Source organism: Leptotrichia sp. SK-5 (assembly GCF_055387215.1).
This window is the reverse complement of sequence record NZ_AP028931.1, coordinates 515,918-541,657: the sequence shown is the minus strand read 5'-3', so window position 1 is coordinate 541,657 and position 25,740 is coordinate 515,918. Positions and strand designations below refer to the sequence as shown.

The window sequence follows — 25,740 nt, the reverse complement described above, 5'->3', positions numbered from 1 at the left end:
ATCTCCTATCTTTTGCTAATTGGTAAAATAATTATACCATAAATTAAAATTTTGTCAATACAACTTCAATTAAATTGATAAAATATCAATTTTATGGTAAAATTTATTGATTTTAAAGGAGAATTACTATGGAAAATGTAGGAAAAAGATTAAAGAGTTTGAGAGAAAAGTACAAATTTTCTTTGGAGGAAGTGGCACAAAAGATAAAATCATCTGCTGGAGCTATTTCACGATATGAAAATAACGAAAGAAAAATAAATAGTGAAAGTTTAATTAGACTATCCAACTTATACAATGTTTCGCCTGAATACATATTATACGGTATAAATAAAGATTCCAGCAATTTAGAATCATCTATTATATCGTTCTTTAATAATGAAAATATAGATTTTAAAGAAAAAGAAGAATTGTTCAATAAGATTCAAAATGCCTTTTTTAAAGAAAAGTTTAAATAAAATTTATTGTATTCAAAGCTATAAAAATAAAATTAAGAAAATAGTGATGTGTTTTCTAAAAATAGATTTTAAATTTGGACCTGCTTTTTTGAGTGAGACCCTTTTGTTATTCGCTCGTATATCCGTGTAACAGCCTTGTAGCGTTCGTTAAAAAATTTTTTGGATAAATACCTTACCTTGAAATGAAAAAGTCTACCAAAACGATACTGTTTGATTTTTTAATTTATAAAAAATAATTTTAAAAAAAATCACAGCTCAATTTATAACCGTGATTTTAATTTTTTATTCCTCTGTATTATTTATATATTTACCTATTGTTGTAACAAATTCTCTTGCGTCTAGGAAATAATTTGGGTACGCTTTTCGTAAGTTCTTTAAGTTCTCAACTGATACTGATACAACGTTATTTGTGTCCTCTTTGTATTCACGTTCATACATCAAATAATCTCGACTTATATTTTCTTCAGGTACTTGAATATATCTTATGCTATTGCCCTTATAATCCAATATCAATATCAAATAGCCTTCTCCTGTGATTTCTTCAAGCCGTTTGGTTATAACTCGTAAACTGCTTAAAGTTTTCAGTATATTAAATTCTCTGTTTAATTCTCTCAACTTATCCAGTTCTTTTGAAATTTCTGAAATATCTTTGTTCAATTCAATGTATTCTATCAGTTTGCTTGATAATTTAAAAAACTCCCTATAATAAATGTCTCCCCCACCTGTCTTTAAAGATTGCTGTTTTATGCTGTCTATTATTTCAACTGAAGTAGCCCATTGATGCTGTAACTTCGTTCTTATCTGCAATTCTATCTGATACCCTTCAAGCCTCTTTTCCTTTTTCCCTTGATACTTAAATATCTGATGTATTGACCTGTAGCCGTCCTCCTTTGGCTCTAAGATATAATTTTTTTCCCTAATAAATAAAAAATTATTCTTGTCTTTTTGTTTATAAACTTTATTTTTTAAATAATTTGCCACTTCCTCTGTATCCTTTATATTAGGCAATATTATTCTTGCTCCTGCCAAGTCCTGCATTCTTCCCAATCGTAGCTCTGGAAATCTTTTAAGTTTCCCTATTATTGATGGCAACCTTTTTAATCTTTGAGAAATAATTATTGAATTTCTATTATTCGATAATTTTATTTTCTTGTTATTTATAATACTTCTCAAGCTCCATACAAAACTTTTTATTATTTTTGAATGTTCAGCCCTAAAATCTGATAATTTCTGCAAATCCGCAATAGTTTCAGTATTTTCAACTATTCTTTTGCTTATCCTGTTTAATTCCTTTTTAGATACTTCCTTATCATTAATATAAACCATAATATACTCCTTTCTTTCATATCATTATTTATATTGATCTCCTTTATGTGTATTAATTTATCCAAAAATTATGTATAAAAAAACACCACTATAATAGTGGCTCTGTGGCTGGCGTTCTTACATAACGCTTAAACTTTCATTCAGTTATCACAGATATACAGCATAAATATTCTTATCTGCAATCTAATTATACATTATTTGTTGTACTTTTACAACAAAAATTTAAAATTTTTTTAACAATTAATAAACAGGTTAAATTAATGGTTGCTAATTTTCTCAAAAAAAATTATTTGTATTTCATAGCCATACTAAGTAGAATCAAGAAAATGGTGCTATGCTTATAGGGAGGCTTATCTAATACAGCTTTATCTATCCATCGTATAACCGTGTATCAGCCTTGTGGCGTTCGTTTAAAAATTTTTTTGAAATGCCTTGCCTTGAAATGAAAAAGTCTACCAAAACTATACTATTTCATTTTTTAGTATTCCTTACAAACTTCCAAATCGTACTCTTCCGCTATTCTCTCCATTAAAGTATCTTTTATCAGTTGGGAAATAGAAAATCCTTTTGTCTTTGCATAATTTTTAATAATATTTTCTTCTTCATTATTGAATTTAATTGAAATTACTGCCATAACATCACTCTCCTTTAATGTTTACATTATAAATAAAAAAATTCAAGCAATAAAAAGTCATAATAGAACTAATAATTGCGATTTCAACTCTTTTATTAAAATAAATTGCTAGGAGTTTTTGTTTCCGTTGATAGCAATATCAATTCTTTGTCTATCACTTTGTACACTAATAACCAATCAGGTGTTATACAGCACTCACGATAGCCTAAATATTTATTTTTTAAAGCAAAGTCTTTATTTTTTGCAGGTAACTTTTCTTTATTGATTAATATTTCAACTATCCTTTCAAGTAATTTCATATTATATCCACGCTTTTTTATTAATTTTAAATCTTTAGAAAATTTATTTGTATATTTCAAATTATATTTATTTTTATTCATCTTTCAAAATGTCCTCTATCATCTCTTTAGCACTGCGATAGGATTTACTTAAATTTTTACCTTGTTCCACATCTCTCATAGCTTGATAAACTTCTTCCTTATATTTTGGCTGTCCAACATAAAAAGGTATTCCCTGCTCTCTTACTGCCTGTTTTAAAAATATGTTTACTGCCGTAGTTAAACTCATTCCCATATCCTTAAATAATTCTTGAGCTTCTTTCTTTGTTCTGGCATCTATTTTTATACTTGTACTAACCATTGGCATAAAATAACTCCTTTGAATATTTTTTACACATTTATTATACATTAAAATTTTCAAAAAACAATATATTTTTTCAACTATTTTTTAATTGATATTTTGTAGAACGCCCTTTTCCAACTTGCTTAATGATACTTTTGTTTATTAGGCTATTTATTGAACGGATAGTTTTTGATTTATTGAAATTACATAGTTCTTCAATTTCTTTTCTGCTTAATTTATCATATTTTTTAAGGATTTCAAAAACTTTTATTTCTCCATTTACTAAGCTACTAGGTGTTGTTTCAATAGTTGGTAAAGTTACCCTTATGCTGTTTTCATCTATTTCAAAAATTGGCTTTGTAAAACTTTCTCTATATTCATATTTTATTCTCATTACTCCAGTTCCAAATTTTTCAATTATTCTTAACCTATAAAAAATATTTGATATAATGGGATTCCTTAAAATTGAAATATATCCTTTCATATACTCATTTTCTGATATTCCTTGTGGTAAACTTCCTGGAGAAATAATTTCAATTTTATCATTTGACATCACTATTTTTATATTTGAATTTATATCCCATATTCTATGTACTATTGCATTAGCAAGAGCTTCTCTAAAAGCTTCTTTTGATATTTTTTCTTTTTTGATACGCTTAAATCCTATTATTTCCTCATATTCATAATATTTTTCAAATATACTGATAGTCTCAAAGTATTGTTCAAGTATAGATTTTTTTTCAATGTTTTCTTTAAATAATATTTTATTTATATTTTCTCCAAAAACAATTATATCTATTCCTGAGAATTTTCTTGTGTTATTATCTGCGAAAAGTTCAGCAGCAATATTAAATTTTTTATTCTTATACAAATTTAAAGTTTTCAATATATCCAAATTTAGCTCTTTAATCTCTATTATTTCTTTCAATTTCTTTTCTAAAAATTTAAATTTTAAATCAGTATTTTCAATTTCAACTTCTTCATAATCTAAATTACTTCCTTGTAAAACTAGTCTGTTCAGCTCAACTCTATCCACTTCAACAGTTGAAGTATCATTTCTTTTATAGGCTTTACCATTATAATAATATGGAGGAAAATTTCCTCTTCGTATACTTAAAACTATACAGTCTTTACCTTCAATTTTCTCAATTTCCAATGTATAATCAGGTTTAGGCTTAATGCTGTCATTAATAGTATTTTCAATATTAAGTTTAACATCTGTTATTTTTTCTAACCCTATGACTTTTCCATTGTCATCTATTCCAAAAATTATCTTCCCACCACCATAATTAGAATAAGCAGAAACAGTTTTTAAATAACTTTTTGATATTTTTTCTTTAAATTCTAAATTTTTATTTTCTTCTCTCATTTCAACCCTCTTTATTTTTATATCAAATTTTTCAATACTTATTATACTTTATTCTCAATATTTTTGCAACGAAAAGCTTTTCGTTCCATTTATCGTTTCATTTTGCAACGAAAAAATCTTTCGTTTCAAATTATTATAAAAATATCACTTAAATATTTGTTTTAAAGTCAAGAATTTTTGCTTTGTAATTTTTTATAACAATTTACAAATAACTTATAATAAATGGTTGCTAATTTCTTTAAAAAAAATTGTCTGCATTTTAAAGCTCTGCTAAGTGAAAGCAGGAAAATGGTGCTATACTTATAGGGATGGCTTTTTAATAATCCTCTTTTACTATTCATATAACCGTGTATCAGCCTTTTAACGTTCGTTTAAAAATTTTTTTGATAAATACCTTGCCTCAAATAAAATAAGTCTACGAAATTGATATAAGTTTGAATTTTTAATTTTGGAATTAATAAAAAAAGATTATCCGTATTTAAGATAATCAATTTTTATACTATAGCTAGATTTTTTATTTTAGTTTGTAAAATGATAATAAATGTCTAAAAAATAAAGGCTATTTTAATTATTTTTTGATGTTGGTTACTCGTTGGTTACTTATGTATATTTTATCCCCATTTTTACTGACTTTTTAGCTAAAAAAGAGTTTGTTCTTCAACTCCTTTTTAAATATGCTATCACAAGGGTAGCATATTTTTTTATATTATTATATTTTATGAAATCAAATAATATAGTATTCTGAAAATAATTACCTGTGTAATCTGCGTTTAAACTCTTCCTTGTAAGATTTATAGGCATATCTTAGCATTATGCTTAAAATAAATAACGGAATAGATGAAAATATGCTCCATGTCATTTTTTTACTTATAATTAGTTCTAAAATCAAAAGAAATATTCCAACAAAAAAAATAAAAAAATTTAGTATCTTTAATTTGTCACTCTTATGCTTATCCCAGACATACGAAAAAATAAGGCTGATAAGATAAAGAGCAAAAACAATGGGAATCCCAAGTCTAAGGCTCCAAGTGAATTTTTCATCTCCAAAATCAAGCAAAAGAAAGTAGGCAATAAAGCCACTTAGCAATAAAAATAGATTTGTTCTCATTCTGTACGAATCTAAAAAAACAAATAATCCTAAATCAAATATTAGAATAGATGGAATTGCATAATAACCCCATTCCAATTTTCCATACATTATCATATTTTGAAAAAGAACTTCCAGAATCGAAATTATTGAAATTGTAAAAAATGATAAAAATACAGCCTTTTTAACTTTCTTCATTTTCATTTCATACAAATTTATATTAATTGTCGGATATTCCTTCATAAATTCCTTATCTTCCAGACCCTCTAATTCAGGAACAGGCGTTTCACACAGCGGACATCTTTGTGCTCCATCTTCCAATTCCACTCCACATTTTATACAATACATACTTATCCTCTTTTTTCTATAATAATTCTACTTTAAAACTGAACTCAAAAATTGTGCTATTTTTTTCAAAATGTAATTTTCATCCATATTAATTTTGAAAAATTTCAATTAAATATTTAAAAATAATTAGTAATAATCTTGGATTTTATTCCTCTCTTTCTTAAATAAACAAAAAAATCTCTTTCAATATCATAATTTGCAGTCAAATTTCCAAAATTTACATAAACCTTGTTATAGTCACTTATAACTCCCATCTTGATTTTGCACCTTTTGCTTGGTGGCGGTAAAAATCGGAATCCCTTTAGATATTTTTCATACTTTTTATTAACTTTAAAAATTCCTAAATTTGAAAATCCTGTTGTATAGCCCCGTTCTCCGTAATAATCAAATATAAATGGGAAAAACATGCATTTTATCAAATATGGAACAGACTTTATTATTATATTTTGCATTGGATTCATTGCCTTGTATATACTTTTGTAAAATTCTTTTTTTGTAATTTTTAGGGCAAAATAATTATCCAGATAGGTTATGATTTCAGAGAGGGAATATGCACCCAGACTTGCGTCCACGCTAGGAGTTATGTTTATAAAAAAATTTCTGTATGTAGTTTCTTCAAAAATTTTTCGCAGATCAACTGGCACTCCAATAACAATCGGATTTTTTGCTTGAGAATACCTATCCAGCAAAATTTTGAAATATACTGAGAGAAGGTACTTCCCAATAGTAGTCCCATATTTTTTACTCTCTTCCTTCAGGCTTTCCACATCAATTTCTCCAGTTGTAATATGGTACTGCCCCTTTTCCAGTATTTTCATTGGCAAGTGAAATGCCGACTTTATCGTAGTTTCCTTGCTCACTTTCCTCATATACTTTTCATAAAGGTCGACATACTCGTTTTTTTGAGAATTTTTCAACACACTGTCATTTCCCAGTAATTCTCTTGTTTTTTCAAAAAAGTTTTTTTCAGATTTTTTATTTTCAAAATCTTTTTCATTTTTATTTATCTTTTTCCCAAAATTAATTATTTTATTTATTTTCTCAATTTCTACTTCCTTCTTTTTTTCAGTCTTTTCAATTAAATTATCCTTTTTATCTTTTTCAACATTTTCCCAAAAATACTTTTTCTCCAAATATTCCTCAATCAAATCCTGAAAAAATAACGCCGCACCTTTTCCATCGGTCAAAAAATGTGCTATTTCTATCGATAATTTATTATTAAAATAAATGATTCTCAGTGGATTATCCTTCTGTATATCCGTACAAGGATAAGTTTTTTCCTCCTCAATCATAAAATGAGCCTTTTTCTGCTGCAAATAATTCCAAAAAATTCCCTTTTTCAGCTCCGAATTATAAAACGGATATTTCTTCTCAAGCGAAATCGCAACTTTTTGCAATATTTCCAAGTCAATATTTTCAGAAAACAATGCTGAAAGCCGAAAACAGGTTGTTCTTCCCTCACTAATTATTGAAGAATATGTTTTTGCAAAAGCGTCCAGCTCATACCATATTTTTTCATTTTTCACTTTTTTCCTCTTCTATTTTATTGATTTTTAACAAAGTATCATTTAAACAAACTTTCTCAATATTTTACTTCTACAAATTCAATTCTTATTTATAAATGCTCAAGTTCAGATAATCAAAAAATTATTACCCTTCCAAGTATTTTTTCAAATTTTCATAATTTTTTTTCGCTGTTTCATAGCCGATACTATACACTTCCAAAAGTTTCTTCTTATTTTTCTCAATTCTCCCAAGTGTCAGTTCCACTTCTGGACGAATCACAAAAATCTCTCCTTTTGCCTCCAGCTCATCAATGTAATCAAGCACTTCATTATATCGGATATATCTTGTATTCATAAGTTCTACAAATTTAGGAAACTTTTTATATCTTATCCCAGTAATTTTACCCAATGCACTTTGTTTTTTTCTATAATTTTTATCACGTGTCAAGACAACCACATTTTTTGTATTTCCATTTTCCATAGACTTTTTAATTGGTATTGAATCAGAAACTCCGCCATCTAGATAAACATTTCCATTAATATTAACCATTCTGGCAAGTAACGGCAAAGAGCTTGAAGCCCTTACATAAATAGTATCCTTGTCAAAATCTTTTACTTCCGGATATTCCGCTTCTCCAGTCTCACAATTTGTAATTACTACCTGAAATTTTGTCTTATTTTTCATAAACGCCTCATTGTCAATTGGATTCAATTTATTCGGAATCTCATCGTAAACAAAGTCTACTCCAAATAAATCTCCAGTAGTAATCAAGCTGTATAAACTGCAATATCTTTTATCATCCAAATAATCTACTGACACATTAAACGCTCTTTTATGCTGTTTTGCTAAATAACTGCAGGCATGACAAGCCCCAGCAGATACGCCTATGCAACTATCAAATTCAATATTTTTTTCCAAAAAGAAATCCAGCACTCCTGCCGTAAATATCCCCCGAAGTCCTCCACCTTCCAATACTAACCCTGTTTTTTCTTTCATTAATTTCATCCCTTTCAATATTAATTTTTTATTTTCTCCTATTATACACCCTTTGACTGTATTTTTCTACTTTTTTAATAATTTAATTTTTACTATTCAAATTTTTAAAATAAATTATTAGAAAAAATTGATTTCTATTAATTGTCAAGGTATAATTAAAATGTAAGTTTACAAGTATTATACTAAATTTGAAAAAATGTGTTGACAACCTAACTATATTTTGGTATAATAAATTTGTAATTATTACAAATATATAAATATTATAAATTAAGGAGTGATAAAAATGTCAAAAACAATTGAAAAATTAAATCTTTACTTAGCTAACTTGAATGTACTTTACAGAAAGGTTCAAAATTACCACTGGAACATTGTTGGTGCTGGATTCTTTGCTGTTCATGAAAAATTGGAAGAATATTATGATGCGATAAATGAACAAATTGACGATGTAGCTGAAAGAATTTTATCAATAGGAGGGCGTCCTTTAGGAACATTAAAAGACTATCTAGCAGTTACAACTATTAAGGAAGCTGAAAATAAAGAAATTTCTATTCCAGAAGCAGTAGCTGATGTGAAAAAAGAATTTGAAGCAATGTTAAAATTAGTGAAGGAAGTAAAAGAGGCTGCTGATGAAGAAAACGACTACGGAACATCTGCATTAGTTGACGAATATATCAGTACATACGAAAAAAACTTATGGATGTTAAACGCATATTTAAAATAAGATTTTTATGAGAAAATTACCAAACAAAGTCATTAAAATTACCTATTATATATATTTAGAGAAAATCTTTTTACAGATTTTCTCTTTTTTATTTACAAAATATATAAAAAATGTTATAATTAATTATTAACAAAAAATTAAAAAGGTGGGGTTATGGCAATAAGTTTATTTAGTTGCAGCTATATGGGTGTGGATACTTATGTTGTGGAAGTGGAAGTTGACCTGTCTAGAGGGCTGCCTGTGTTTAATATAGTTGGAATGGGAGATCAGGCGATTTCCGAGAGCAAGGAGCGGATTAGGAGCTGTTTTAAGAATGTGGGGTTTGAGTTTCCTGTCAGACGTGTGCTGGTGAATTTGTCGCCTGCAAATATCAGGAAAAAAGGCAGTCATTTTGACTTGAGCATATTTTTAGGCATACTTGCGAATACAGGGCATATTTCAAATATAGACATATTAAAAAAATATCTAATTTTAGGAGAAATTTCCCTAAATGGAAAGATAAAATCAATAAATGGAGCAATAAACGCCACAATTTTAGCAAAAGAAACAGATTTTAAAGGTGTTGTTGTCCCAATGGAAAATTACAATGAAGCAAAACTGATTTCAGGTGTAGAAATTATTCCTGTTGATGAAATTACTGAACTGCTGGACTTTTTGGAAGGAAGAACTAACGTGGAAGCATTATGTAAAAAAGCTGTTGAAATGAACACTCCAAAATTGGAAAAAAATGAAAATTTAGATGAAACTGTTGATTTTTCAGATGTAAAGGGACAACTGCTCGCAAAAAGGGCTTTAGAAATTGCAGCCGCTGGCGGACACAATGTATTTCTAATAGGCGATCCTGGTTCAGGCAAGTCAATGCTTGCGAAAAGATTTAATACAATTTTACCTGATATGCCTGAAGAAGAAATAATAGAAACGACAAAAATTTACAGTATTTCAGGAATGCTGAGCCAAAATGAGCCAATAATACGTAAACGTCCTTTCAGAGCTCCACATTATTCCGCTACACAAGTGGCTCTAGTAGGCGGCGCAAATAGAGTTGGGGAAATCACGCTGGCATTAAACGGAATATTATTTTTAGATGAAATTGGAGAGTTTGAAGGAAAAACATTGGAAACTTTAAGACAGCCTCTGGAAGATGGAAAAATAGTTATTTCGAGAGCAAATTTCAGCGTAACCTATCCAGTAAAAAACATTACAATAACTGCCTCAAATCCTACTCCAAGCGGATATTTCCCTGATAATCCACTCTGCAACGACAGTTTGCATGAAATAAAGCGTTATCAGAAGAAGTTTTCAGGACCGCTTCTCGACAGAATGGACTTGTATGTAGAAATGCACCAGTTGAAAAAAGACGAAATTTTTGACGAAACTTTATCAGAAAAATCAAAAGATATTCAGGCAAGGGTAATAAAAGCTCGTGAAATTCAAAGGCAACGTTTTAATTCAAATACTTTGAATAAAGATATGAACAAAAAACAGTTAAACAAATATTGTAAAATAGATGAAGAAAGCGAAGAAATTATGAAATCTGCGATCGATAATTTAAAATTATCAGTCAGAATGTTTGATAAAATCTTGAAAGTATCTAGAACTATAGCAGATCTGGATGGGGAGGAGAACATAAAAAAGGAACATTTATTAGAAGCACTTAATTATCGCAGAAAATAAATAGTACTAAACTTATTTAAATTAGATTTGACTTTTTTACAATTTATGAAAATAAAAAATGTGTAACTATTCAAATAAAACTGAGTAATTACACATTTTTATATCTCTTTAATTTCTTATTTTTTCTCATTAATCCGTTCTTCTATGAAATCAAGCAATTCTTTTCTTCCAGTATTTTTTAATGAAGAATAAAAAAATACATCTTCATTTTTAAATACAAGTTTTTTCTTAATCTCCTTTAACTGCTTAAATTTTTCATTATTTGACAATTTATCAGCCTTTGTAAAGATTATATAATATTCAATTTCAAAATGTTCCAGCCATTTTAACATTTCCATATCTTCATTTGATGGAACTCTACGCAAATCAAGCAATAAAAATACTACTTTTTCACGTTTTGACACAAGATAGCTTTCTATCGTTTTTCCCCAATTCCTTCTCACAGCCTCAGGCACTTTAGCAAACCCATATCCTGGCAAATCTACAAAATGAATTTTATCATTTATCAAAAAATAATTGATTAACTGAGTCCTTCCTGGCGTTTTACTTGTTCTTGCCAGATTTTTTCTTTTTGTGAGTGAATTTATAAGTGAAGATTTCCCCACGTTTGATCTTCCGATAAAAGAAAATTCCACAGTATTATTAAATTCTGGATAATCTTTTTCCACAACTGCCGATTTCACAAACTCTGACTTGTTTATTTCCATATTTCACCTATTCTTTCTTAAATTTTCTAATTTTTAAACTCATCCTTCGCATTTTCCAATGAAGTTTCTTCTGGAATAAAATACCAAACTCCATTGATCATTCTTCCATCTCCATTAATTTCATACTGCTCAATTTTTTTATTTAGCAGAAATGCTGGCAATACTGATAATCCTTTAATTGGATTTACTGCAATATCCATCTTTTCTTTTGCATATCCGTAAACTTCTGGAATATATTTCCATCCAGATGGTGCGACTAATTTTTTTACAATTCCCTGAATAACCTGTCTTTGACGTTCATCACGCTTAAAGGCTGTATCACTTTTTCTATGTCTTGTATAGGCAAGTGCCATTCTCCCTCTCAAATTATAGACTTCGCCTTGATTAAAGTGAAATACTTCCTGATCAAAATAGTCCTGATTAAAAGTATGATTTGAAACAACATCCACTCCATCAATTAAATTTGTCAAGTTCATAACATCCTCAAATCTAAACCTTACATGATAATTAATTTTTGTATCAAGAAAATTTTCTACAGCGTCAATAGTACATTGCACGCCTCCAAAATGATGCGAATGCGTAATTTTATCCTGCTTATAATTTTCACAAGGAATTTCAGCGTACGTATCACGTGGAATTGAAATCATTTTTATCTGCGCCAGATAAGGAACAACCCTTATAACAACCAGACCATCGCTTCGAGAACCTTCTGTTGGCTGATTAGCATACGCATCTACTCCTATTATAAGAATGTTAAATGGCACAGAAAGCCACCCTATAAGTACTACTAAAAATATTCCCAGTATTATAAATATTTTTTTCATTTTTTCACCTCTTAATTTTTACATTATTTATACTTTTACAACTTTTTGAATAATATATTTAAAATAAATTTATTTAATACATAAATTGCAATATTAATTGCGACATTTTACCAAATTTTTATAATAGACTTGTTCAGCAACTTTATATTTTTTATCTCTGATAAGAGGTCTTGCTCCCTTCAGAGTAATATTTATCTCATTACATTTTCAAATTCAACATAGTTATCGAAAAGGTTTAATAGGGTTTTTCAATAGTTAATTCATAATCATTCAATTTTTTCTATTTTATTTTCGTAGGATTGCTCATTGCCGCAAATCCTACAACCTATGGCTAGTCTACAACATTTTCCTGCACTGACAAAAAACTCGCTATGCTCAAACAGTTTTGCCAGCACAGAAAAATGCTCTGACGAATTAATTTATGCTAAATTCTATTTAAAAAATAAAAATTATATATTAAATTATTTGAAAATATTGGGTTTATATCCTTTATTAAAGAACTTTATAATAAATCTTACTCTTACAAATTATTTCAAAGTTAGATTTTATTTTCAAATTCTACTTTTTTCAAAAACTCATCAATTTTTCTTTCTAAATCCTGAATATTTCCGTCATTTTCAATAACGTAATCACTTCGTTTCTTCTTTTCATCCAAAGACATCTGTGAATTTATAATATTTAAAGCCTCTTCTTCACCACGTCTGTCCCTGTCTAAAATACGTTGCACTTGCGTACTTTTTTCTGCACTGACTAACAAAATATAATCAAATTCCTTTTCCCACTGGACTTCAAAAAGAAGCTGAATTTCCACAAAAACTATCTTGCTTTCTTTTTTATATTCTAAAATTTTTTCTCGCATAGCACGTAAAATTTCTGGATGCATAATGGAATTTAAAATAAGCCTTTTTTGCTTATTTCCAAAAATAATTTTCCCTAACTTTTCACGTGAAATACTATGTTTCCCAAAATTATCACTTTCTAAAATTTCCTTTCCAAAATTTTCCACAATTTTTTCCACAACCTTAGGAAATTTAATAACTTCATGAGAAATTACGTCCAGATCAATAACTTTATACCCTTTTCTTTGCAAAATCTGGCTAACTGTACTTTTTCCAGTTCCAATTCCACCTGTAAGTCCAATAACCATTTTTCTCCTTTACGCTTCCTTTCCACAATAAATTTTTTTTTAACTATTTTATTTTTACAAATTTATTATTATAAAATTTTAAAATATAATGTATTTTATACCTTTTTTCATTTATTTGCAACAATTTTTATTTTATAGTTTAAAATTTATTTCTTGTATTAATTTGCTTGTTTGAGGACAAAAATTGAAAAATTTTAGAGAAATAATAAAATTTTACAAGAAAATATGGTATAATAAAGGTAAGATTTAAAAAAAGAAAAAATTGAAAAAATGCTTGCAATATGATAAAATTACATATACAAAGTTTTTATAATAATGCAAAGATTTGATTTATAAAACGAGGAGGAAATATGGAACTTAAGGATATTCAGGAATTGATGCAAGTTCTAAAAAAAGAAGATCTAGCAGAAATTAAAGTAAGATACGGAAAAGTAAAGCTTACATTAACAAATTCTGAAACATTAAATACTGTAAACAATCAAAGATCAACATCAAAAAAAGAAGAAAAAGAAACTCTAAAACCTGCATTACCCGTAGAGGAAATTATTACATCAGGTAATGTTGGAAAAATAAAGTTATTAAGCTCAAAAACAGGAACAGTGGTAAAAAAAGGACAAATTCTTGCTAAAGTTAATACAATGGGAATTGATAATGAGGTAAAATCAACTGTAAATGGTATTTTAACAGAAATTCTTGTTGCAGACGGTTCAGCTGTGGATTTTGCAAAAGAATTATTTAAAATTGAAGTGTAAATTATAGTTTTTCTTCTAAAATACAGACTTTATAATTAAAAATAATCAGATTTAATTTTTGAAGTCCGTTTTTGGAAAAGTGATTGTAATATATAACAGAAAATCTTTTAGGAGGATAGAATATTAATGTTCAAAAAAATATTAATAGCAAACAGAGGAGAAATTGCTGTTAGAATAATCAGAGCAGCAAGAGAATTAGGAATAGCAACTGTTGCAGTTTATTCAGAAGCTGACAAGGAATCACTTCACGTAAAGCTGGCTGATGAAGCTATTTGTATTGGAACTGCAAGTAGTGCAGATTCATACTTAAAAATACCTAATATTATTTCAGCAGCACAAATAACAGGAAGTGAAGCCATTCACCCTGGATATGGTTTTTTAGCAGAAAATCAAAGATTTGCTGAAATATGTGACAAAAACGAAATTGTCTTTATTGGACCAAAACCTGAATTAATCAATATGATGGGAGATAAAGCAACAGCAAGGGAAACAGCTATCAAGCATAAAGTTCCTATAACAAAAGGTTCTGATGGAATTGTGCCAAATGTAGAAGAGGCAAAAAAAGTCGCACAATGGATAACTTATCCCGTTATGATAAAAGCCACTGCTGGTGGTGGTGGTAAAGGAATGAGAATTGCCCAAAACGAAAAAGAACTAGTGGAAAATTACACTGCTGCACAAAATGAAGCAAAAGCTGCATTTGGAAATCCAGATGTCTACATTGAAAAATATGTTGAAGAACCAAGACACGTTGAAATACAAGTTGTTGGGGATAAATTTGGAAATGTCGTTCATTTAGGAGAAAGAGATTGCTCTATTCAAAGACGACACCAAAAATTAATAGAAGAATCCCCATCAGCAGGAATTGATTCCAAAACACGTGAAAAAATGGGTAAATTTGCAGCAAAATTAGCTAAAGGTATTGGTTACGATAGTGTTGGAACATTGGAATTTCTCGTTGATAAAAATATGAATTTCTATTTTATGGAAATGAATACCAGAATTCAAGTAGAACATACAGTAAGTGAAGAAATTACTGGGGTTGACTTAATAAAAGAACAAATAAGAGTAGCTGCAGGAGAAAAATTAAGTATTTCTCAAAAAGATATAAATATCAATGGACATGTAATAGAATGTAGAATTAATGCGGAAGATTCTGAAAATGGATTTTTACCTTCATCTGGAATACTGGAAACATATATTCCATCTGGAGGAATTGGAGTAAGATTCGACTCACACTCTTATCAAAATTACGAAATCCCACCTTACTACGATTCAATGATAGCAAAACTTATCGTAAAAGGTAAAAACAGAGAAGAAGCTATTGCAAGAATGAAACGTGCTTTAAAGGAATTTATTATAGAAGGTGTTGACACAACTATACCATTTCACTTAAAAGTACTTGATAATCAAGACTTCAAAAAGGGAACTATCTATACAAATTTTATTGAAACACACTTTAAGGAAGCACTTGGCAAATAATTAACTTTGTTAGTAAACAAGTAATAATTTTATAAATCAATTAAAATCAAATTATTAAATATTTGATAAAAACAAAAATTAGGAGGAATTAAAATGAACGAATTAGGAAATGTAAATATATCACAGGAAGTAGTAGCAACAATTGCAGAATCAGTAGTATCAGAAATCGAGGGAGTAAACAGCCTTGTGGGTGGAACTTCTAAAAATGAAATTGTTAAATTTTTCCAAAATGTATCTTCAGGTGGTAAAGGTATTGAAGTAGAAGTTGGAGAAACTGAATGTACACTAGATTTATACATTGTAGCAAAAATGGGACACAAATTACCTGCATTAGCTGGAGAAATCCAAACAAAGGTAGTAAAAGCAATTACTGAAATGACAGGACTAAAAGTTCAAGAAGTTAATGTTTATATTCAAAAAATTGTCAAAGAAGACAAGAAAGAAGTTGTTCAAACAGCTGTAGCAGAAACAGCAGAAATTGAAGAATAATAAAAATCATAATATACTCAAACTCTGTAAAACTTATCTAAAATAAATTATTCAGAGTTTGGGTAAACTCTAAAAGAAAGGAGAGACTGCCCAAAACATACTATTTTTAATATTAATTCTAACATTAATAACAAATATGGTATATTTTTGACAGTATATATTAATGATTGTAATATTAGGATTTTTGGCAAAATTATCTGTTATACTCGGATTTATTGGAATCGCGTTTTCAAGTATATCAGATATGCTGTTTAAGACTGATTATTTAGGACAGCTTGATAATTTTATTGATTTAAATAGTTTAAATTTTAAAATTTTAGTTGGAATACTATCAATTATTTATTTAGTCATATTTTTACTTTCTTACATTAACAAACTTACAAAATATTCTCAGAATAGAAAAGTTAAAAATAAAAATGGAGAACTTGAAGTTTCCATAAAAACAATAAATGAAACATCAAAAGACTTTTTAAGTGGATTGGAAATTATAAAAAACTCAAAAGTGAAATCATATCCGAGTGGAAAAGCAGTCATTATAGAGGCCACTGTGGACACTTACAACGTCGATAATCTCAATGAAAAATTAATAGATATTCAAAATAAATTATCTGACTACATTTTTCAAGCAACTGGGATTACCGTGAAAAAAAGTAAAGTAAAATTGAAAAAAGTTTTAGGTGAAACAATCATTGAGAAAAAAATCATTGATTCTCCAGCTGTTCAAAAGGAAGAAAATAATAATAACGAAAACACAAATTTAAAAAACGAAAATGAGGCACAAAATGAAACTTCCCCATCTGGAAAGGAAAATTAATGACACGAAGAGGAATTAGAGAAGAAATATTTAAACTTCTTTTTGAATATGAATTAATTGACAACAATATTGATAAAAGAATAAATGATGTAATTAATGAAGAAAATTTTAAAAAAGATGAAGAAATTGACTTTTTAAGAAGTTATGTTACAGAAATAATTGAAAATCAGAATATTCTAATTGAAAAAATACGGGAAGTGCTAGACGGTTGGACTTATGAGCGTTTGGGAACAATAGAAAAAGTTTTGTTAAAAATATCTTTTTATGAAATTACTATAAAAGATATAGGATATGAAATAGCGATTAATGAAGTTCTTGAAATTGCAAAAAAATATTCCTACAATGATACCAAAGACTTTTTAAACGGAATTCTTGCAAAATTAGTACAAAATATTAAAGACGAAAAATAAAAATAATGTAAGAATATTTCAAGCAAAACAAATAATAAGCAAAAAACTTCTGTATTTATATATGGAAGTTTTTTTGTATATAGCAATTCTAGTTTAAAATTACAGTAAAAGGTAACAGTATCTATAACTATAGCCAATAGATTACTTTTTACATATTTTACTTCAATTTTTAAGTAGATTGACTATAATTTTAAATTTTGTAAACTTAGTATTTAAAAAATTTGAACATACTATAAAATTAAACTAGAAAAGGAAATAACACAATGAAAAAAATAGGAATAATTATAGGAAAATTTTTCCCTCTTCACATCGGACATGTAAACTTTATTCAAAGAGCCAGTGGGATTGTAGACAGATTATACGTTGTGATCTCATATTCTGATGATGCCGATGATTTACTTACTTCTAATTCCCGTTTTGTAAAGGAAATTACACCAAAGGATAGATTACGTTTTGTAAAGCAGACTTTTAAAAACCAACCTAATGTCTCATCCTTTTTACTGGATGAAAATAACTATTCCCAGCAAGGTGACAACTGGCAGGAATGGGCAACAGCTTTAAAAAATGAAATTGAGAAAAGAGAAAAACTGGAAAATAAAAGAGAAATAGACTGGCAAAATGATGTAATTTTCATAAGCAATAGAGATGGGGACAAGGAATACAATCTAAAGCATTTTGGATCTGAAACTAAATCAATTGACAAAAATTATATTGAATACAACGTAAACTCAAAGCAAATACGTGAAAATCCAAGTAAATACTGGGAATTTTTGCCACGTGAAGTAAGGGAGCATTTAATTCCCATTATTACAATTTGTGGAGGGGAAAGCAGTGGAAAAAGTGTAATGATAGACAAACTTGCAAATGTTTTTAATACAACTTCCGCTTGGGAATATGGACGTGAATATGTTTTTGAAAAATTAGGTGGAGATGAGGAGTCATTGCAATATTCTGACTACGAAAAAATCGTTTTTGGACATCAGTCAAATGTTTTGTATGCCGCTAGAAACGCTAATAAATTTGCATTAATTGATACAGATTATATCGCAACTCTGGCTTTTTGCCTAACTTATGAAAAACGGGACAATCCGATAGTTCGTGAATTTGTCCAAAATTACAGATTTGACTTGACGATTTTACTTGAAAATAATGTTGCTTGGGTAAATGATGGGCTTCGTTCAATTGGCGACAATGATAGACGTGAAAAATTCCAGAATTTATTGAAGAAATTGTATAAAGAATACAATATTCAATATATTACAGTAAAATCAAGCAGCTATGAAAAAAGATATTTAGCTTGCAAGCATATTATAAAGGCATATTTAGACGGTGCTGATAATTCACAGCTTCAGGAAATAGCAGATACTTTTATATAAAAAAATAACCTATTACTAAAATTTGTTTTAATACTTAGTAAATAGGTTTTTTTATTTCTCAAATTTTTTATTTTTCTATTTTTTAAATTTCAATTTTAAGTTTTTTTGAAAAAACAGCTAAATACTTTTATCGTGCCCTCCTTAAATCGTGCATACTTAGCCATTTTTGAAAAACCACTTTATAATTATATAATTTAACAAATTATATATCTAATTATTCTCTTGTCCCCATTTCCTTGTCTAATAAATATAACGTAGCACTGTTATTATCAACATCAAGTGAAACAATCTTGTCAATTATTTTTTGAGCTTGTTCCTCTTCTTCTTCCTGCTCTTCAGCAAACTCATTTAAAAATACTTCTGCCCCATAATCTCCCAATTCTCTAGCAAGCTTGTGAATATTTTCAATTGAGGCTGTAACAGCTTCTTCATGTGCAAGAGCAGCTTCAAATACTTCTCTTACTGATGTAAAGTCCATTTTAGGCTTATCTAATCCCAAAAATTCAATTTTTCCATTTCTTTTTAATACATACTCATAAAATTTTTTTGAATGTTCTATTTCCTCTTTTGCTTGATTTCCCATCCAGTTTGCAAAACCTTCTAATGCTCTTTCGTCAAAATATGCAGCCATAGCTTGATACTGATAAGCCGCTGCTAATTCCATATTTATTTGATTATTTAATAAAATTTCTAATTCTTTATTTAATTTCATATTTTCTCCATTTCTATTTTTTGTTTTAATAATTTATTTCTAATTTTTCTTTTCTAAACATTTTTCGCAAGTACCTTTTATGTAGAAATGTATTTCATCAATTTCCACATTACCCAATTTTGATAAATCAAATTTTGATAAATTTACGTCAAAATCTATTATTTCTCCACAAATTATACATTTAATTATTCTCTTGTCCCCATTTCCTTGTCTAATAAATATAACGTAGCACTATTATTATCAACATCAAGTGAAACAATCTTGTCAATTATTTTTTGAGCTTGTTCCTCTTCTTCTTCCTGCTCTTCAGCAAACTCATTTAAAAATACTTCTGCCCCATAATCTCCCAATTCTCTAGCAAGTTTGTGAATATTTTCAATAGAAGCTGTTACAGCTTCTTCATGTGCAAGAGCAGCTTCAAATACTTCCCTTACTGACGTAAAGTCCATTTTAGGCTTGTCTAGACCAAAAAATTCTATTTTTCCATTTCTTTTTAATACATATTCATAAAATTTTCTTGAATGCTCCATTTCCTCTTTAGCTTGATTTCCCATCCAGTTTGCAAATCCCTCCAAAGCTCTTTCATCAAAGTATGCAGCCATAGCCTGATATTGATAAGATGCAGCTAGTTCCATATTTATTTGATTGTTTAATAAAATTTCTAATTCCTTATTTAATTTCATATCTTCTCCATTTCTATTTTTTATTTTAATAATTTGTTTCTAATTTTTCTTTTCTAAACATTTTTCGCAAGTACCTTTTATGTAGAAATGTATTTCATCAATTTCCACATTACCCAATTTTGATAAATCAAATTTTGATAAATTTACATCAAAATCTATTATTTCTCCACAATTTTTACATTTGAAATGTCCATGATCCTCCGTCACTACATCGTATCTCACCTCGTTTTCTTCAATAATAATTTCTTGAATAATGTTATTACTGACAAATATATTTAATGTGTTATACACTGTAGTTTTTGATAAAGTAGGCATTTCAGGAGATAAATTCTGAAAAATATCGTCGACTGTTGGATGTGTATGATGATCCAGCAGATATTGAAATATTTTCATTCTTTGTACTGAAGGTTTTATTCCATTTTTCTTTAAATAGTCGCCAACGTTTTCTATATGCATATTCCCTCCTAAATTATTTATATCATTTTTTATTTAATTAATTATATTTACCTTTCCTTTGTACCCATTATAATTTTATACTCTTTTCTATATTTTGTCAATACATTTATTTATTTTTATTCTCAAAGTTATTTTTTACAGTATTTCAAGACACTTAAAACTTTTTTATAATTAAAATAAAATAACAATAATTTTAAAAATCTCAGTTACTGCGAGTCATTTAGCGGAATTAAAAATGTGAATACGGTTTTAATATTAGGCACACTTTTTACAAAAATTTCAATATTATGCCGTAAAGCTATTTCTTTTGCAATTGCAAGTCCTAATCCCATTCCATTTTTATTTTCCTCAGTATTTGACTTGTGATAACGGTTAAAAATTTCTCCAATATTTTCAGAATCAATACCTCTTCCACTGTCACATATTTTAAGCTCGTACTTTTTATTCTCTTTTTTTAACAAAATATCAACTTTCTGATTTTCATTAGAAAATTTTATTGCGTTATCCAGCACAATTATTATCATTTGCCGAATCCGCTGATAATCCCCAACAAAAAGATACCTGTCTTCTTCAATTGCATTTTCAGCAGAAAAATTTATTTTCACACCTTTTTTAGTTGAAATCTGTTTCATGCTTCTCACAGCGTCATTTATAATTTCAAATAAATTTATTGTACTTTTATCAATGGAAAAATCTGTATTTTGAAGTTTCGTCAAATCTATCAAATCATTAACCAGCCTTTGCAGATGAATACTATCTGATAAAATCTGTTCGTTATAATCCTTTAACTGCTCAGGATCACTTATAATTTCGTCGCAAATGGCTTCTATTGAACCACGAATCACTGTAATCGGCGTTCGCAGTTCGTGAGAAATATTTGCAATAAAATTTTGCCGCATTTTTTCAAAACGTTCACTTTCTTTTGAGCTTTTATCTAGTTGAAGTGCCAGTTTATCAATACTTTTTGCAAGTTCCCCAATTTCATCGCTCTGTTTTACCTGCGTTGTTACTTCATAATTTCCCTTTGCCAATTCTGTTGTTGTATCACGAATTTTATTAAGTGGCTTTGTAAAGCTTATGGAAAGCCAGACCGCACTGATACTTGCAAGGATTAGAGCCGCCAAGATACTGAAAATAAGAGTATAAATACCACTTTTTAATGCCGAAGACATATATTTGACTGGAGAATGAAGCAGCACGACTCCTTCAATTGTTTCACCGTTTTTTATTGGAACTGCTACTGTTATTGAATTTTCATTTAAGTAATCATTAAAATTTTCTGTCGTAGTTGCTTCTCCAGAAATAGCTTTTTTAATAGTTTCTTCTGCATTTGGAGGTAATTTCAGATATGAAAACGGTTGTCCCCTTTCGTTTCTTCCCTGCACAATATTTCCTGTTTTTGCATCCACTATCCAGACTTCTCCCATCGCAATGTCCTCAATCATTCGCATACTTCTAAAAATTTTAACATTATTATCCTTCTCATCGACAATTCTATGTCTATGAAAAAGTTTTTCATCTAATAATTTTTTAGAATTTTTTTCTTCTGGATTTTTTTTAGTTTCATTTTTTCGGATATTTTCAATAACATTATTTTCAAATACTTTTCCATTTATATTTCCTACAATTTTAGGTTTTTCTCTTCTAACTGGCTTTTCAGAAGAAGTTTCCTTTGATGGGGGTTTCCTGTCTTTATTCTCAAGATTCTCATTTCCGTCTTCAAACCACATTTTTGAAAGAGTTGTTGAAATCTTATAAGCTCTTTCAACCAAATCTTTCTTATGCAAACTAACAGTATTTTGAATATAAATATATCCAAAAATGCTCCCAATCACAATGGAAAATAACAAAAGCGATAATCCAAAATATGAAAGTAATTTTATGAATATTTTATTTTTAAATTTTATGCCTTTTATTTTCACACTATCTTCCTTCTGCTACAACCTTATCCATCCAGCTAAATAACTCATCTAAATCATAATCTCCAGAATGTGGAGTTGCCCAAGGCGATGCAAAATCAACTTTTTTCCCAAGATTTTCGAGTTTTATAGCAAGTATCGCAGGTATTGCAAGTGAAGTATCCTTGTCAACCGCACCATGTCTTATTCTCCAGTATTTTACTTTTGAATTTGCAACATAGTTCATTGGATTCATTATTTTTATTATTTTTTTGTCCGCCATTGTCCCATTTACTGTGGAATGTTCCAGCATGTATTCCGTAAAATGCTTATTGTTCGTAGTTTCATCTCCAAACTCATTATTTTCTCCAGTTGATAAATCTACATTGTCAAATGCCCCCGGCGTTTTCTGTCTACCCATATAAGCCACATATTTATCATAATCTAAATCTATAACTTTCCCATTTTTTATTGTCAAAAATTCAAATTCCGATAAATCAGTCCCTTTCTTCAAAGCGACATTTGCAGAATCAATGTAATATTGCTTAATCTGCTCCTTAAAACTTCCATTTCCATTTTCATCCAATGTTAAAAGTTTTCCATTTTTACCCTTTAATTTTAGACTATTTAAATAAGCAGGAAACATTTTCTTCAAATCATTTGAACGTAAAATCTCAGCATCAGTCAATGTACCCTCAGTATATTTTCTTTCCACATTGTAATCTAACATTGAAACATCTATCTTTTTATACGTTTTTACATCGTTAAACATCCATTCGTAAGCTGTATTCGCATTATCCAAGTTAGTTATTGGACAATAAGCTGACACAGCGTAAATATCATCTCTTGCATTCAATGCACCAATTTCCTTTAGATACGGTTCATAATCCTTATTATTCCCAGTTGCACCAAGCAAAGCTGAAACTGCTCCTCCAGCACTTGTCCCATTGGAAATAATCCTATCCGCTCTTCCTGGCATTCTAGTATCATTATATCGCAAATATCTCACAGCCGCTTTCAAATCTACAATTACAGCAGGTGCCTTTCCAGTATACTTCCCATCTTTTTCCAAAGTTCTACCTCTAGCTCCAGGACTTGCCACGACATATCCATTTGATAACGCGACTAATGAAGCATCAGACTTTCCATCTCTTCCATTTCCAGGCACTCCAGCCGCTCCAGGCATATATCCTCCTACTGTATTTGGGAAAAATATTGGTGCAGTTTTTGCATTGTATTTTCCAACTGATTTATTTTTAAAATATTCTTCTGGAATATAGATATTTATAGTCTGATAAGCAATATCAACTGGTTTTGCAACATAAACTATATTTTCATAAGCACGATAAGTAACTGTTTTCCCATTAACAGTCGCTGTTTTCACCGTATAATTTTTATTTACATCAAAATTTAAATTATAACCATTTTCTGTTTTATTTGTTATCGTATCTTCGGTTATTACTTTTTTATTCATAGATGCTCCTATTTGTGGTTTTTTATCTTCATTCTTATTTACTTCAACATTTTTACTAGAATCTACTAATCCTTTTTTATTATCAGCAGCCATTGAAAAAGCCGAAACCAATAAACTTAAGATAATTAATTTTTTTCTCATAAATTCTCCTTTTATTTTACTACATTTTATTTTTTAACAAAAACCTTATAATATTTCCCACTAGAGTATATAGATTTATTATAAATCCTATTTAATAAAGTATCTTAACTCTTTACCAGAAAATAAATAAAATATCTTTTCGATTTTTTTAGTGTACTATAAATAAAAAATAAAAAAGGACATAAGTATAAAACCTATGCCTTTTAACTATTATAATCATTATACTAATTCAATAATTGCCAATTCAGCTGAATCTCCACGTCTAACAGCTGTTTTGATGATTCTTGTATAACCACCATTTCTTTCAGCATATTTAGGTGCAATTTCATTAAAGATTTTTGCAACTGCTCCTTCATTTCTTAAAAATGCAAAAGCCTGTCTTCTCAAATGCACTCTTCTTGCCGCATCAGTCGAATTATTATATTTTTTCCCTAAAGTAATTGCTTTTTCAGCAAATTTTCTTAATTCTTTAGCACGAGTTACTGTTGTTTCAAGTTGCTCATGTTCTACTAAAGAAATTGTCATATTTTTAAGCATGGCTAATCTATGGTCAGTTCTTCTACCTAGTTTTCTATATGATTTATTATGATTCATTTTCCCTCCTCGTTTAAGATTTTATTCTAAATTCTAGTTTAATTTTTATATGATTATTCATCATTACTTGCGTTATCATCTAAATCATAACCAAGTTCTTTCATTTTATCAATAATTTCATTTAGTGATTTTTTCCCTAAATTCTTAATTTTCAATAATTCATTATATGTCATTGAAGTTAAGTCTGAAATTGTATTTACTCCTGCTTTTTTCAAGCAATTATAAGAACGTACTGTAAAGTCAAGCTCTTCAATTTTCATATCTTCAATATTATTTTCATTTTCAGCATCAGCTTCTGCCAATTCATCCTCACTATCTCTGTATTTGCTCATACTGTTTCCAATATTTGTAAATGGCTCCAAATGCCAAGTTAGTAACTCTACTGCATAAGATAAAGCATCTTTAATTTCGATACTTCCATCTGTAGCAATTTCCAAAATTAACTTGTCATAATTTGTAACACGTCCAACCATCGTATCTTCAACACTATAATTTACTCTCTTAATAGGTGTATAAATCGCATCAACTGCCAAATATCCTATTGGCCATCCATCAGTATTAATTTCATCAGAAACTACAAATCCTTCTCCAGAATCAACAAGAAATTCTATGTCAATTTGTCTATCAGTTGTAACAGTCATAATAACTTGTTCAGGATTTATAATTCTTAATCCAGGTTCTACATGGATATCTGCTGCTGTAATTACAGCTGGTCCTTTTACTGAAAGTGTCATTTTCTTTTCACCAGGCTCATCAGCTTCAACTACTATTTCTTTCACATTTAAAATAATATCTGTAACTGCTTCTTTTACACCTTCTATTGTAGAAAATTCATTTAACACACCTTCAATTTTAATTCCTTTTATTGCAGTTCCTGGAATTGATGATAACAATATTCTTCTAAGTGCGTTTCCAATAGTATTTCCATACCCTCTGTATAAAGGTTCTAGTGTGTACTTTGCTGTATAATTATCTTCTTTTTCTTCAGTTAATCTTACATTTTTAGCTATTTTTTCAATATTTAACAAGCTAATTCATCTCCTC

Annotated in this window: 27 protein-coding genes; 9 read left to right on the top strand and 18 right to left on the bottom strand. The window is 28.7% G+C overall.

The features are described from left to right. The first annotated feature begins 128 nt into the window (after positions 1 to 128). Positions 129 to 455: a helix-turn-helix domain-containing protein gene (locus tag ACZ5B9_RS02825; protein ID WP_006805233.1), complete on the top strand. Its 327-nt coding sequence runs from the start codon at positions 129 to 131 to the stop codon at positions 453 to 455. Between the two features lie 282 nt (positions 456 to 737). On the opposite strand, the gene ACZ5B9_RS02820 is transcribed toward ACZ5B9_RS02825, so the two are convergent. The 8 genes from ACZ5B9_RS02820 to ACZ5B9_RS02785 all read right to left on the bottom strand — a co-directional run bounded on the left by ACZ5B9_RS02820 (position 738) and on the right by ACZ5B9_RS02785 (position 8,342). After that, complete coding sequence (locus ACZ5B9_RS02820) at positions 738 to 1,781, bottom strand: hypothetical protein (protein ID WP_464423272.1); 1,044 nt, start codon at positions 1,779 to 1,781, stop codon at positions 738 to 740. 478 nt (positions 1,782 to 2,259) lie between these two features. Beyond that, the gene (gene relB / locus ACZ5B9_RS02815; RefSeq protein WP_464423270.1) at positions 2,260 to 2,415 is read right to left on the bottom strand and encodes a type II toxin-antitoxin system RelB family antitoxin; all 156 of its coding nucleotides are present in this window, start codon (positions 2,413 to 2,415) and stop codon (positions 2,260 to 2,262) included. 95 nt (positions 2,416 to 2,510) lie between these two features. After that, positions 2,511 to 2,795, bottom strand: a complete 285-nt coding sequence (locus ACZ5B9_RS02810) for a type II toxin-antitoxin system YafQ family toxin (RefSeq protein ID WP_369715399.1) — start codon at positions 2,793 to 2,795, stop codon at positions 2,511 to 2,513. Then, on the bottom strand, positions 2,788 to 3,060 hold the full coding sequence (locus ACZ5B9_RS02805; protein ID WP_464423269.1) for a type II toxin-antitoxin system RelB/DinJ family antitoxin: 273 nt from the start codon (positions 3,058 to 3,060) through the stop codon (positions 2,788 to 2,790). Before ACZ5B9_RS02805 ends, ACZ5B9_RS02810 begins: the two co-directional genes overlap by 8 nt. 70 nt (positions 3,061 to 3,130) lie before the next feature. Further along, positions 3,131 to 4,405 (bottom strand): RNA-binding domain-containing protein, encoded by a 1,275-nt coding sequence (locus ACZ5B9_RS02800; RefSeq protein WP_464423268.1) that lies wholly within the window; start codon positions 4,403 to 4,405, stop codon positions 3,131 to 3,133. A 751-nt stretch (positions 4,406 to 5,156) separates the two neighbouring features. Beyond that, positions 5,157 to 5,840 (bottom strand): DUF6320 domain-containing protein, encoded by a 684-nt coding sequence (locus tag ACZ5B9_RS02795; RefSeq protein WP_464423266.1) that lies wholly within the window; start codon positions 5,838 to 5,840, stop codon positions 5,157 to 5,159. Between the two features lie 116 nt (positions 5,841 to 5,956). Then, positions 5,957 to 7,366 carry an alcohol acetyltransferase gene (locus ACZ5B9_RS02790; protein ID WP_464423265.1) on the bottom strand — a complete coding sequence of 470 codons (1,410 nt, stop codon included), beginning with the start codon at positions 7,364 to 7,366 and terminating at the stop codon, positions 5,957 to 5,959. Between the two features lie 124 nt (positions 7,367 to 7,490). Next, positions 7,491 to 8,342 (bottom strand): patatin-like phospholipase family protein, encoded by an 852-nt coding sequence (locus tag ACZ5B9_RS02785; RefSeq protein WP_464423264.1) that lies wholly within the window; start codon positions 8,340 to 8,342, stop codon positions 7,491 to 7,493. A gap of 283 nt (positions 8,343 to 8,625) precedes the next feature. Between ACZ5B9_RS02785 and ACZ5B9_RS02780 the strand changes: the two genes are divergently transcribed. Both ACZ5B9_RS02780 and ACZ5B9_RS02775 read left to right on the top strand, forming a co-directional pair. After that, a complete protein-coding gene (locus ACZ5B9_RS02780) occupies positions 8,626 to 9,063 on the top strand; it encodes a Dps family protein (RefSeq protein WP_464423263.1) in 438 nt (145 codons plus the stop codon). Positions 9,064 to 9,216: 153 nt separating this feature from the next. After that, positions 9,217 to 10,737, top strand: coding sequence for a YifB family Mg chelatase-like AAA ATPase (locus ACZ5B9_RS02775; RefSeq protein WP_464423262.1), 1,521 nt, complete (start codon positions 9,217 to 9,219; stop codon positions 10,735 to 10,737). Between the two features lie 116 nt (positions 10,738 to 10,853). Here ACZ5B9_RS02775 and yihA read toward each other — a convergent pair whose 3' ends face one another. The 3 genes from yihA to coaE form a co-directional block, all read right to left on the bottom strand. Further along, positions 10,854 to 11,444: a ribosome biogenesis GTP-binding protein YihA/YsxC gene (gene yihA / locus ACZ5B9_RS02770; RefSeq protein WP_464423260.1), complete on the bottom strand. Its 591-nt coding sequence runs from the start codon at positions 11,442 to 11,444 to the stop codon at positions 10,854 to 10,856. 26 nt (positions 11,445 to 11,470) lie between these two features. Next, on the bottom strand, positions 11,471 to 12,268 hold the full coding sequence (locus tag ACZ5B9_RS02765; RefSeq protein ID WP_464423259.1) for an LCP family protein: 798 nt from the start codon (positions 12,266 to 12,268) through the stop codon (positions 11,471 to 11,473). 538 nt (positions 12,269 to 12,806) lie between these two features. Next, on the bottom strand, positions 12,807 to 13,415 hold the full coding sequence (coaE, locus tag ACZ5B9_RS02760; protein ID WP_464423258.1) for a dephospho-CoA kinase: 609 nt from the start codon (positions 13,413 to 13,415) through the stop codon (positions 12,807 to 12,809). Between the two features lie 350 nt (positions 13,416 to 13,765). Here coaE and ACZ5B9_RS02755 point away from each other — a divergent pair, with 350 nt between their 5' ends. The 6 genes from ACZ5B9_RS02755 to nadR all read left to right on the top strand — a co-directional run bounded on the left by ACZ5B9_RS02755 (position 13,766) and on the right by nadR (position 18,738). Then, complete coding sequence (locus ACZ5B9_RS02755) at positions 13,766 to 14,167, top strand: acetyl-CoA carboxylase biotin carboxyl carrier protein (protein ID WP_464423257.1); 402 nt, start codon at positions 13,766 to 13,768, stop codon at positions 14,165 to 14,167. Positions 14,168 to 14,293: 126 nt separating this feature from the next. Further along, entirely contained in the window at positions 14,294 to 15,649 is a 1,356-nt protein-coding gene (gene accC / locus ACZ5B9_RS02750; RefSeq protein ID WP_464423256.1) for an acetyl-CoA carboxylase biotin carboxylase subunit, read from the top strand. Between the two features lie 93 nt (positions 15,650 to 15,742). Next, positions 15,743 to 16,138 (top strand): Asp23/Gls24 family envelope stress response protein, encoded by a 396-nt coding sequence (locus ACZ5B9_RS02745; protein ID WP_071123733.1) that lies wholly within the window; start codon positions 15,743 to 15,745, stop codon positions 16,136 to 16,138. 163 nt (positions 16,139 to 16,301) lie between these two features. Beyond that, positions 16,302 to 16,952, top strand: coding sequence for an alkaline shock response membrane anchor protein AmaP (amaP, locus tag ACZ5B9_RS02740; protein ID WP_021768405.1), 651 nt, complete (start codon positions 16,302 to 16,304; stop codon positions 16,950 to 16,952). Further along, positions 16,952 to 17,362: a transcription antitermination factor NusB gene (nusB, locus tag ACZ5B9_RS02735; RefSeq protein WP_021768406.1), complete on the top strand. Its 411-nt coding sequence runs from the start codon at positions 16,952 to 16,954 to the stop codon at positions 17,360 to 17,362. The genes amaP and nusB overlap by 1 nt, the downstream gene beginning before the upstream one ends. A 263-nt stretch (positions 17,363 to 17,625) precedes the next feature. Continuing rightward, a complete protein-coding gene (gene nadR, locus ACZ5B9_RS02730; RefSeq protein ID WP_464423255.1) occupies positions 17,626 to 18,738 on the top strand; it encodes a multifunctional transcriptional regulator/nicotinamide-nucleotide adenylyltransferase/ribosylnicotinamide kinase NadR in 1,113 nt (370 codons plus the stop codon). Between the two features lie 214 nt (positions 18,739 to 18,952). On the opposite strand, the gene ACZ5B9_RS02725 is transcribed toward nadR, so the two are convergent. From ACZ5B9_RS02725 to ACZ5B9_RS02695, 7 genes are all read right to left on the bottom strand, one after another. Then, entirely contained in the window at positions 18,953 to 19,450 is a 498-nt protein-coding gene (locus ACZ5B9_RS02725; RefSeq protein WP_464423254.1) for a ferritin, read from the bottom strand. A 185-nt stretch (positions 19,451 to 19,635) separates the two neighbouring features. Then, positions 19,636 to 20,133, bottom strand: a complete 498-nt coding sequence (locus ACZ5B9_RS02720) for a ferritin (protein ID WP_464423253.1) — start codon at positions 20,131 to 20,133, stop codon at positions 19,636 to 19,638. 39 nt (positions 20,134 to 20,172) lie between these two features. Beyond that, a complete protein-coding gene (locus tag ACZ5B9_RS02715; protein WP_021768409.1) occupies positions 20,173 to 20,589 on the bottom strand; it encodes a Fur family transcriptional regulator in 417 nt (138 codons plus the stop codon). 206 nt (positions 20,590 to 20,795) lie between these two features. Beyond that, positions 20,796 to 22,511, bottom strand: a complete 1,716-nt coding sequence (locus ACZ5B9_RS02710) for a sensor histidine kinase (RefSeq protein WP_464423252.1) — start codon at positions 22,509 to 22,511, stop codon at positions 20,796 to 20,798. Position 22,512: 1 nt separating this feature from the next. Beyond that, on the bottom strand, positions 22,513 to 24,102 hold the full coding sequence (locus tag ACZ5B9_RS02705; protein WP_464423251.1) for a subtype B tannase: 1,590 nt from the start codon (positions 24,100 to 24,102) through the stop codon (positions 22,513 to 22,515). A gap of 219 nt (positions 24,103 to 24,321) precedes the next feature. Further along, positions 24,322 to 24,696 carry a 50S ribosomal protein L17 gene (gene rplQ / locus ACZ5B9_RS02700; RefSeq protein WP_006805846.1) on the bottom strand — a complete coding sequence of 125 codons (375 nt, stop codon included), beginning with the start codon at positions 24,694 to 24,696 and terminating at the stop codon, positions 24,322 to 24,324. Between the two features lie 53 nt (positions 24,697 to 24,749). Next, entirely contained in the window at positions 24,750 to 25,724 is a 975-nt protein-coding gene (locus ACZ5B9_RS02695) for a DNA-directed RNA polymerase subunit alpha (RefSeq protein ID WP_464423250.1), read from the bottom strand. Positions 25,725 to 25,740 lie beyond the last annotated feature (16 nt).

Bases quoted from the DNA above. Each gene is read 5' to 3' on its own strand.
- ACZ5B9_RS02825 (WP_006805233.1), top strand. From the start codon at position 129: ATGGAAAATGTAGGAAAAAGATTAAAGAGTTTGAGAGAAAAGTACAAA.
- ACZ5B9_RS02820 (WP_464423272.1), bottom strand. From the start codon at position 1,781: ATGGTTTATATTAATGATAAGGAAGTATCTAAAAAGGAATTAAACAGG.
- relB (WP_464423270.1), bottom strand. From the start codon at position 2,415: ATGGCAGTAATTTCAATTAAATTCAATAATGAAGAAGAAAATATTATT.
- ACZ5B9_RS02810 (WP_369715399.1), bottom strand. From the start codon at position 2,795: ATGAATAAAAATAAATATAATTTGAAATATACAAATAAATTTTCTAAA.
- ACZ5B9_RS02805 (WP_464423269.1), bottom strand. From the start codon at position 3,060: ATGCCAATGGTTAGTACAAGTATAAAAATAGATGCCAGAACAAAGAAA.
- ACZ5B9_RS02800 (WP_464423268.1), bottom strand. From the start codon at position 4,405: ATGAGAGAAGAAAATAAAAATTTAGAATTTAAAGAAAAAATATCAAAA.
- ACZ5B9_RS02795 (WP_464423266.1), bottom strand. From the start codon at position 5,840: ATGTATTGTATAAAATGTGGAGTGGAATTGGAAGATGGAGCACAAAGA.
- ACZ5B9_RS02785 (WP_464423264.1), bottom strand. From the start codon at position 8,342: ATGAAAGAAAAAACAGGGTTAGTATTGGAAGGTGGAGGACTTCGGGGG.
- ACZ5B9_RS02780 (WP_464423263.1), top strand. From the start codon at position 8,626: ATGTCAAAAACAATTGAAAAATTAAATCTTTACTTAGCTAACTTGAAT.
- ACZ5B9_RS02775 (WP_464423262.1), top strand. From the start codon at position 9,217: ATGGCAATAAGTTTATTTAGTTGCAGCTATATGGGTGTGGATACTTAT.
- yihA (WP_464423260.1), bottom strand. From the start codon at position 11,444: ATGGAAATAAACAAGTCAGAGTTTGTGAAATCGGCAGTTGTGGAAAAA.
- ACZ5B9_RS02765 (WP_464423259.1), bottom strand. From the start codon at position 12,268: ATGAAAAAAATATTTATAATACTGGGAATATTTTTAGTAGTACTTATA.
- coaE (WP_464423258.1), bottom strand. From the start codon at position 13,415: ATGGTTATTGGACTTACAGGTGGAATTGGAACTGGAAAAAGTACAGTT.
- ACZ5B9_RS02755 (WP_464423257.1), top strand. From the start codon at position 13,766: ATGGAACTTAAGGATATTCAGGAATTGATGCAAGTTCTAAAAAAAGAA.
- accC (WP_464423256.1), top strand. From the start codon at position 14,294: ATGTTCAAAAAAATATTAATAGCAAACAGAGGAGAAATTGCTGTTAGA.
- ACZ5B9_RS02745 (WP_071123733.1), top strand. From the start codon at position 15,743: ATGAACGAATTAGGAAATGTAAATATATCACAGGAAGTAGTAGCAACA.
- amaP (WP_021768405.1), top strand. From the start codon at position 16,302: ATGATTGTAATATTAGGATTTTTGGCAAAATTATCTGTTATACTCGGA.
- nusB (WP_021768406.1), top strand. From the start codon at position 16,952: ATGACACGAAGAGGAATTAGAGAAGAAATATTTAAACTTCTTTTTGAA.
- nadR (WP_464423255.1), top strand. From the start codon at position 17,626: ATGAAAAAAATAGGAATAATTATAGGAAAATTTTTCCCTCTTCACATC.
- ACZ5B9_RS02725 (WP_464423254.1), bottom strand. From the start codon at position 19,450: ATGAAATTAAATAAAGAATTAGAAATTTTATTAAATAATCAAATAAAT.
- ACZ5B9_RS02720 (WP_464423253.1), bottom strand. From the start codon at position 20,133: ATGAAATTAAATAAGGAATTAGAAATTTTATTAAACAATCAAATAAAT.
- ACZ5B9_RS02715 (WP_021768409.1), bottom strand. From the start codon at position 20,589: ATGCATATAGAAAACGTTGGCGACTATTTAAAGAAAAATGGAATAAAA.
- ACZ5B9_RS02705 (WP_464423251.1), bottom strand. From the start codon at position 24,102: ATGAGAAAAAAATTAATTATCTTAAGTTTATTGGTTTCGGCTTTTTCA.
- rplQ (WP_006805846.1), bottom strand. From the start codon at position 24,696: ATGAATCATAATAAATCATATAGAAAACTAGGTAGAAGAACTGACCAT.